General features: G+C 70.7%; 7 protein-coding genes and 2 pseudogenes. 4 read left to right on the top strand and 5 right to left on the bottom strand.

What is annotated here, in order from left to right:
• Positions 1–422 (top strand): annotated as a pseudogene (locus NBZ85_RS24375) (RNA polymerase sigma factor); the annotation flags it as partial.
• Positions 423–534: 112 nt separating this feature from the next.
• Here the strand turns inward: NBZ85_RS24375 and NBZ85_RS24370 are convergent.
• The 5 genes and pseudogenes from NBZ85_RS24370 to NBZ85_RS24350 all read right to left on the bottom strand — a co-directional run.
• Complete coding sequence (locus NBZ85_RS24370) at positions 535–693, bottom strand: hypothetical protein (RefSeq protein ID WP_261559343.1); 159 nt, start codon at positions 691–693, stop codon at positions 535–537.
• Between the two features lie 108 nt (positions 694–801).
• The gene (locus NBZ85_RS24365; RefSeq protein ID WP_261559344.1) at positions 802–1,257 is read right to left on the bottom strand and encodes a GNAT family N-acetyltransferase; all 456 of its coding nucleotides are present in this window, start codon (positions 1,255–1,257) and stop codon (positions 802–804) included.
• A gap of 95 nt (positions 1,258–1,352) precedes the next feature.
• Positions 1,353–1,838, bottom strand: a complete 486-nt coding sequence (locus NBZ85_RS24360; RefSeq protein ID WP_261559345.1) for a hypothetical protein — start codon at positions 1,836–1,838, stop codon at positions 1,353–1,355.
• The gene (locus NBZ85_RS24355; RefSeq protein WP_261559346.1) at positions 1,835–2,068 is read right to left on the bottom strand and encodes a hypothetical protein; all 234 of its coding nucleotides are present in this window, start codon (positions 2,066–2,068) and stop codon (positions 1,835–1,837) included. Before NBZ85_RS24355 ends, NBZ85_RS24360 begins: the two co-directional genes overlap by 4 nt.
• 219 nt (positions 2,069–2,287) lie before the next feature.
• Positions 2,288–2,383: pseudogene (locus NBZ85_RS24350) on the bottom strand (HhH-GPD-type base excision DNA repair protein); the annotation flags it as partial.
• A 398-nt stretch (positions 2,384–2,781) separates the two neighbouring features.
• On the opposite strand from NBZ85_RS24350, the gene NBZ85_RS24345 reads away from it, so the two are divergent.
• The 3 genes from NBZ85_RS24345 to NBZ85_RS24330 form a co-directional block, all read left to right on the top strand.
• Positions 2,782–3,129: a hypothetical protein gene (locus tag NBZ85_RS24345; RefSeq protein WP_261559347.1), complete on the top strand. Its 348-nt coding sequence runs from the start codon at positions 2,782–2,784 to the stop codon at positions 3,127–3,129.
• Between the two features lie 254 nt (positions 3,130–3,383).
• Positions 3,384–4,229: a hypothetical protein gene (locus NBZ85_RS24340; protein WP_261562668.1), complete on the top strand. Its 846-nt coding sequence runs from the start codon at positions 3,384–3,386 to the stop codon at positions 4,227–4,229.
• A 737-nt stretch (positions 4,230–4,966) separates the two neighbouring features.
• Positions 4,967–7,633 (top strand): SWIM zinc finger family protein (locus NBZ85_RS24330; protein ID WP_261562667.1); only part of this gene is annotated, 2,667 nt, incomplete at its 3' end.

Below are 7,633 nucleotides of genomic sequence, written 5' to 3'. Positions count from 1 at the left end.
AGCTCGTCGAGCAGGCCACCCCCGGCGCCCACCCCGGCCCCTACCTGCTCCAGGCCTGCATCGCCGCTCTGCACGCCGAAGCCCCCGACATCGCGACAACCGACTGGGACGAGATCCTCGCGCTCTACCGGCTTCTCGAGATCGTGACCGGCCATCGGAACCCCACGATCACCCTCAACCGCATCGTCGCCCAGGCCATGGTCGACAGCATCGACGTCGCCCTCACCCGGATCGACGCGCTGGAAGCCGACCACCCTGACCTTCCCCGCCTCAACGCCGTACGCGCCCACCTCCTGGAGCAGGCCGACAGACCGAACGCCGCAGCCAGGGCCTACCGACGAGCTATCGCCGCCACCGTCAATCTCGCGGAGCAACATCATCTCAGGCACCGCCTACGCCGCCTGTCTGGCGCATACGCGTGACGCATGGACCACCCAGGACTCCGCGGGTGCTATGCGGCCGGGTTGGCGTCCGGGTCCGCCCTGCCCATCCTGGATTTCAGCGACGACACCTGACCGGTCGAGGGCGGGGCCGTCAGCCCCGCCGCACCGTCGGCTGTTCCTGTCGCGCAGCCAGCAGCGCGTTCGTTCTTTCCGAAACCCGCTGGTCCAGGACCATACCGATCAAGAGTGCCAACGGGTCGTTGGTCAGCAGCTCGTCGGCCTCGGTGATCTGGCTCAGATGCAGTCCCACGACATCACCGTAGCGGACCACCGCCGCGGCAACATCGTGCGGCCATCCGGCTCAGCTCGATGAGCCAACATCCGCGCGGCCTGGTCGAGTGGCCGTGATCTGATCAGGTCAGGTCAGGTAGATCCGAAACCCGGCGGCGGACTGGGTGAAGCCGACCGCCGCGTAGAAGGCGTGGGCTTCCGACCGGTCGTTGCGGGACAGAAGCTGAACCTTGTAACAGTTGGCGGCGCGAGCGGTATCAAGAACGTGGGTCATAAGCGCCTCGCCGACACCGCAGCGGCGGGTCCGGGCGTCGACGACCATGTTTTCGACGATCGCCCACGGCCGGCTGCCGTGCGTCAGGTTAGCGATGATCACTAGATCGGCGGTGCCGACAACCCTGTCACCGGCCTCGGCAACGAGCAACCACCGGGCCGGGTCGGTGAGGATGCGCGCGAGGACCGGGCCGGCGACGGCCGGGTCGGTGGGCAGCGACCCGACCGGAAAACGAGCGAGCTGCCGGTACAGTTCGAGCAGCGCGGGAAGATCATCGGTGACCGCGGGCCGGATGCGGAGGCTGCTCATGACACCGATCCTGCCGCCGGCTCGCCGCGCCGATCAAGGCCGCCGTTCGGCCGTTCGCAACGACGGAGCGTCAACCCGGGATCGCGAGGAGCGTCTCAGATCGGTTCGACGACGATGTCAGCGCGGTCGAGTGTGGCGGTGTAGGCGCCTATGTCATCTGGGTCGCTGGTGAGGATCTGGGCCGGACCGTGAAGAGCAGCCGCTATGACGACCAGGGCGTCGATGACGTCCGGCCGCTTCTTCGTGGGAAGCCTGGCGTCTGCGAGCATGACCCCTGCCCGTTTGTAGGAGTCGAGGGTGAAGGTTCTCGCGCAGGCGACGCAGCCGGCGGGGATGCTCGACACGCCGCGCATGGGGGGCGCGCTCTCCCGAGTCTGGGGCACGGTGCAGTCCTTCAGGTACTGGCTGAAGGCATGTACCGTCTTCGGGTCCGGTCGCCACGCCTGGGCGAGGACCGGGCCGATGACGACCGGCCGGTGCGGCGCCGCGCGTAGGCCGTGGTGGAGCAGCCGCGCCGCCGAGCTGTCTCGCAGGAGCGCCACGAGCATCCCGGCGTCATAGACGACAGTACGCGCGATCATGCGACGCTCGCAGTTTCCGATCCCAGCGCGCTGTTCAGGACCCGGTGGACAAGCGCCTGCTCGTCCGTGGTCAGGGCGTCGGACGAAGGCAGGTCCGTCTCGGGGACGCCGCCAGCCTGCTCAAGGGCTGCCTGGTTGCGCGCGTCAAGCGCCGCGAAGGTCGCCGTGGCGGCATCGTCGCGCGCCATCTGCGCGACAGCCGCCGCGATCATGTAGGCGGACACATCCATACCTGCCGCCTCGGCATGCATCCTGATCGCGGCCTGGACATCCGAGGCCGTCGAGATCGTGAACCGAATGTTTGGCATACCGTTACCGTAACACAGCGTATTACGCCTTCGTGACCACCATGCCACGGGCCACGGGCCGCGTTCCGCCGACGACCGGCGCCCTGACCGAAACAGGCCGTCGATACTGGGCTCCGCCTACCGATCGTTCCTTGTTTGTCCGACTTGCTGGTCCAGGACCATCCCGATCAGCAGCGCCAGCGGATCGCTCGTCAGCAGCTCGTCGGCCTCGTCGATCTGGCTCAGGTGCAGTCCCACGGCATCAACGTAGCCCGCCGCTGGCCGGTAACGCCGGGTCGCACCAGGTCGAGGGCCATCCGCGTCATCCCCTTACAAGGTCTGGCAGGCCAGGAGTAGGTTCATCGCGTCTGTCCGGCGTGAGAGTGCGTCGGCGGGCGCCGACAAGCGGGGGGACTTGTATGGCTCGTCCTGTGATGGATCAGGTTCACGTCGTCGCCCGCGGGGCGCTGCCAGCATTTGCGGTCCTCGTGGCGCTCGGCCTGTCCGGATGCGGCCCCTCGAGCGGGGACGCTGCGCCCTCGAGTGGGGGCACTGCGCCCTCGCCCGAAGTCGGGCACCAGGGCGCGGCGACCACGGGGGTATCGAAGAGTGAGACACCAGCGACGCCGGCGGGCAGCGCGGCAGTGAACCCCTGCGTGCTCGTGTCTCAGCAGGAGGCCGAGCAACTTGCCGGCACGTCGCTCAACAGCCCTGCGTCGGCGGCGGAGAAGTGCACCTATATAGCGCCCCCCAGCGGGCCGACCGCCCAGGTGGAAATCTTCGTCGGGAAAACGGCAAGGGACTATCTCACCGCCGAGCGCGGCATCGGCCACGAGCTCCGGCCGTTGTCGGGCATCGGCGACGAGGCATATATCGAGGACTACGCGGTCTTCGTCAACAAGGCCGGCTCCTGGGTATCCATCGACCTGGCGCGCAACAATGACCCGGCGGAAAATCGTGGGCCCCTCGAGGGCCTGGCCCGCACGGTGGCCGGCCGGATCTGACCGCCCAGGCCACGTGGGTCGGTGCGCGAGTTGACGCTTTGGGCAACCCCGAGCCCTGGCCAGTTCGCTTCAGTCGCATAGCAGACACCGAACCTCGTCCCCGCCCCTGAACCGGGTCACGCCATCTCCGGTCGCGGTCACCGTGCCGCGGCCCCCGCCGCCAGTGCGCTCGGCGGGAGGGGGCGACGTTCCGGCCGTCAGGCCGGCCCGCCCATCAGGGGCCAGCATTCCGGAGACAACGAAAGCAGGAGCGCATGCCCATCATCGCCGACGACGTCGACATCGCCCTTCTCTACGGTCAGCCGCTCAGGCGGCTCACACCCTCCATGTCGAACCCGAACCAGATCCGGGATCGAGAGCACACCACTATCTTCCTGGAGGAGATCCAGCTCCGCTACCCGGCCGGCGCCCCGGCCCATCTGGTCACCGCCGCGATCAATGCAATCAATGCAATGTACGCGATAAACCCGCGTATCAATCCCGCCCTGGTTCGGGCCGAGATCAGCAATCAGGAAATCGGGTTGATGCTCCCCGGCACGGCGCCGCCCGCTCCGCCCGCCGCGGCCGCCGTACCGGTGGGGGCGCCCGCGCGGCGAGCCGCCCTGCTGGAGCGCATGCAAAGCCGGCGCGGTGCATACACGTGGAAAGAGGGCCGCAGCGCGGCCTTCACCGCCTGGATCGGCGGCGCGACGCCGCTGCTGAATCCCATCAGTGACAACGCGACCATCAACTGCTGGGAGGCGGTGCTGGTGGCCGCCGCCGAAGGCGGCCTGGTCACCATCGCCCAGCTGGTCCACGCGTACGGCGCCGCGAATCCCGATGCCGCCGTGTACAACCTGCTTACCCACGGCGGAACCCAGCAGCTCAACTGCGCGAACCCGGCCCGCGCGAACAACATCCAGCCCGGCGACGTCATCATGGTCGAAAACGTGGGTCAGAACCTGCACCACGTCATGGTCGCGCTGACCGCCAACCCGGCGGACTACGGGTTGATCGAGGTGCTGTCCCTGTGGGGCACCCACGGCGGCTTCATCCTCAGCCGAGCGGCGCTGAGCTACATGCTTCTTCCCATCACGGTGTTCCGCTACTCGACGCTCTGACGACAGCCCGTGTCCCGCGATCAGGCGACGCGGGCCGGGAATCCGCCCGGACGCTCGGCACGGTGGAGTCGCCACGCGACCCGCCGGGCCTTCGTCAGATGCCGGCTGTGAGGGCCCTGAGCTGATCCGGTGACCCCGGTCGCCGTCTGGTGGAAGAACGTGAGGGCGACGGCCGCATAGACCGCCAGGTGAACCGCCTACCACGCCTCATACGAAATCCGGGCGCGCAACAGCCCGGCGCTGCTGGTTCCCACGGCGACGAACAGCAGCACGCCGATGGTCGCCTTCCACATGTCCGGGTAACGCGTGATCACCGTGACGAGCTCGGACAGCGGCTGCTCGTGCGCGGTCAGCCCGTTTCCCTATCCGTAGCGACGAGCAAGGGTGATGGGACGGACGGGCTCAGATGGAAGATCTTGCAGCCGCCTGGCATGATCTGCATCTTTACGGCGAAATCCAGTTCGCGGTGGGGGAAATCCGGCCCCCGTTCTGAGCGGCCAGGACCTGTCCCACCGAGCTCGGGACGCTGCAGAACTGACATTCTCTCCGCCTCGGCGGGCGGTGGAGCGGCTCAGGTGCCGTGTGAGAATTCGAACCTGCCTCCGTTGAACCCTTTGCCATAGTCGCCAAAAGACGCAGGTCACCGCCGCCAGCCAACGCCCCGGGTGGATCGAGGTCCCTCGTCCGCGGGTCTGCGCCGAAAGAAACTGTCGGAGGCTGGGGCCACACTCCATGGCATGTCGCTGACAGCTGTCTCGGCCCTGACCCGCGGAACCGTCCACGCGCTGGCACCCGATCATGCCTCCGGCCGGTCGGGCGAACGGCTCGGCACCCCCAGCAGCTGGTCGGACCTGGGCATGACCGGCGAGACGCTGTGGGGGGAATGTCGCGGAAGTGGGGCCACGCCGTACCGGGTGGTGGTCCTGGCCGGGGCCGAGTTCGCCTCCTCCTGCACCTGCCCGAGCCGCAAGTTCCCCTGCAAACACGCCCTCGGCCTGCTGTTCCTTGCCTGCGACACGCCGGCCACGCTCGCCACCGGTGACGACCCGCCGGACTGGGCGGCGCAATGGCTCTCGCGGCGGGCGGCCCGCGCCACGCGGGCGGCCTCGTCAGCACGCACACAGGCCCGCCGCGACGCCCGGGTCGACGCCGGAGTCGCGGAGCTGAGCCGCTGGCTGGTCGATCTCGCCCACGGCGGCCTCGGCGCCGCCCAGGTCCAGCCGGCCTCCTGGTGGGAGGCGACCGCGGCGCGGATGGTCGACGCGCAGGCGCCAGGGCTGGCCGAGGTCGTCCGCGACATGGCGCGCATCGCCGCGGCGGGCGGTCCCGACTGGCCCGCTCGGCTCACCGACCGGCTCGGCCGGCTGTACCTGCTCTGCCAGGGCTGGTCGAGGCGGGCTGAGATCTCACCGGCGCTCGTCGACGTGGTGCGCGACCGGATCGGTTTCGCCCGGAGCACGGCGGACGTGCTCGGCGGTGAGCGGCTCACCGGGCCGATCGACGTCCTGGGCGAGCGCCTGTTCACCACCGGAAAGCTGAAGGGGCGCAGGCAGTGGCTGCGGGTGCCCGGGTCCGGGCGGCTCGCGCTGCTCGTCACCTACGGCACCGGCAAGCAGCCCCCGCCGCCGGGCCTGCCCGTCCTCACCCGCATCGACGCCGACGTCGCCGCGTATCCCGGGCGTCACCCGACCAGGTTGGCGCTCGCCGCCACCCTCGCCGGCCCGGTGCCCCTCACCGAGTTGGCCGCCGCCGGTTCCGGCGACGCGGCGGGGACCTGGCAGGAGGCACTGGCGGGACTCACCCCGACCCTGGCCGCGGATCCGTGGGCCGATCCCGTCGGGTTCGTCGTCCGGCAGATCACCGTGCTGCCGCCCACCGTCGACGCTTCGCGCGAGGCTCCGGCGGGCGCGGCGGCGAGGAAGGGGCGGCGGGGCGCCCCTTCCTCGGGTGACGGCGCGCGTTGGCTGCTGCGGGACCGGCTCGGGCAGGCCCTGCCGCTGGCGGCCGACACGGCCGCCGTGTGGGGCTGGCACCTGCTGGCCATCGGCGGCGGCCAGCCCCTCGACCTGGCCGTGGAGTGGGATGGGTTCGACGTGGTGCCGCTGGCGGCAGGTCCGTCCCGGCAGCGGCCCGGCGCGGAGCTTCCCGCACCGATCAGCCCGCCGGTTCCTCGCAACGAGCCCCCGCAGCCGGTCGCCTGCCCGTGCCCGACGCCAGGATGGTCCGGCCTGGTCGACGCGGCCGTCGTCGGTGCGGCGCGGGCCGCCGTGCCTGCTGTCCCGGATCTTGACGACATCCTGTCCGACAGTGCGAACGGCGAGGCTTCGGCGAGCCGCGACGCCGCCACCGGGGACGAGCCCTCGCGCGCCGCGGCCCTGCTGCGCGCCGCGGCCCTGGCAGCCTGCGCGCGCCGCGCCGGTCTGCTCGCCGCCGACGCCCGCACGCTGCCGGCCCCCGTCCCCGCCCCGTTCGAGCAGGCGGCGGCGCTGGTGCCGCCGGCGGCGCGCATCGTCGAGGGCTCGCTGGCCGGATCCGAGCCGGAAGGGACCCGCGAGTACCTGGAGCTGGTGGCCGAAGCGGGATGGCGCGTCCCGGAGCTGCTCATTGCGGAGCTGCTCTCGCTGGGCCAGCGGAATGTCGAGATGCGGGCCCCGATCGCCGAGGTCCTCGGCGAGCGCGGGCGATGGCTCGCCGGCCTGCACCCGGACGGCCGGTGGGCAGCGGGCACGGATCTGGCCGACTGGCCGACCGCGAGCGCCCTGGAACAGCGCACGCTGCTGCAGGAACTGCGGCAACGCGACCCGGCCGCCGCGATCACCCTGTTGCGCGACCCGGCGGACGGTCCCGGTCCCGTCTTCGCCGCCTTCGACGCGGCCAGCGCCGCGCAACGCCTCGCCTTCTGCGAGGCACTGCGCGTCGGGCTCGGTCCCTGGGACGTCGACCTGCTCGAACACGCCCTGGACGACCGGCGCGCCGACGTCCGGCAGGCTGCGATCGAGATCGCTCTGCTGCTGCCCGGCGCCGGCCTGCAGGCACGCGCCGAGGCGCGCACCGAAGGAATGATCACAGCGCGACGCGGCAGACTGAGCGGGCGCCACCATCTTGAGATCGTCCTGCCCGCCGAGTGCACCGGCGAGATGCGCCGCGACGGCATCAGCGACACGGTTCCGGCCCACTCGCACCTCAGCACGGCGACGGCCGGCGAGATCATGTTCGTGGCCGAACTCGCCCGCGTCGATCCGATCGTGTGGACCCGCCGCACCGGGCTGGCCCCCGAGGAGTTCCTCGAAGCTGTGGCCCACCTGCCGGGCGCGACCCGTCCGGTGAGCCAACTGCTGAGCAGCGGGCTACTGCCCGCCGTCCTGCGCCATGGCGATCCCGGCTGGGTCGCGGCGTTCCTCCCC

The organism is Frankia tisae, assembly GCF_025403405.1.
Lineage (GTDB): Bacteria > Actinomycetota > Actinomycetes > Frankiales > Frankiaceae > Frankia > Frankia tisai.
Note: the sequence above shows the minus strand (reverse complement) of the source record. Positions and strands in the feature narration are given on the sequence as shown.

Bases quoted from the DNA above. Each gene is read 5' to 3' on its own strand.
- NBZ85_RS24340 (WP_261562668.1), top strand. From the start codon at position 3,384: ATGCCCATCATCGCCGACGACGTCGACATCGCCCTTCTCTACGGTCAG.
- NBZ85_RS24360 (WP_261559345.1), bottom strand. From the start codon at position 1,838: ATGATCGCGCGTACTGTCGTCTATGACGCCGGGATGCTCGTGGCGCTC.
- NBZ85_RS24355 (WP_261559346.1), bottom strand. From the start codon at position 2,068: ATGGATGTGTCCGCCTACATGATCGCGGCGGCTGTCGCGCAGATGGCG.
- NBZ85_RS24365 (WP_261559344.1), bottom strand. From the start codon at position 1,257: ATGAGCAGCCTCCGCATCCGGCCCGCGGTCACCGATGATCTTCCCGCG.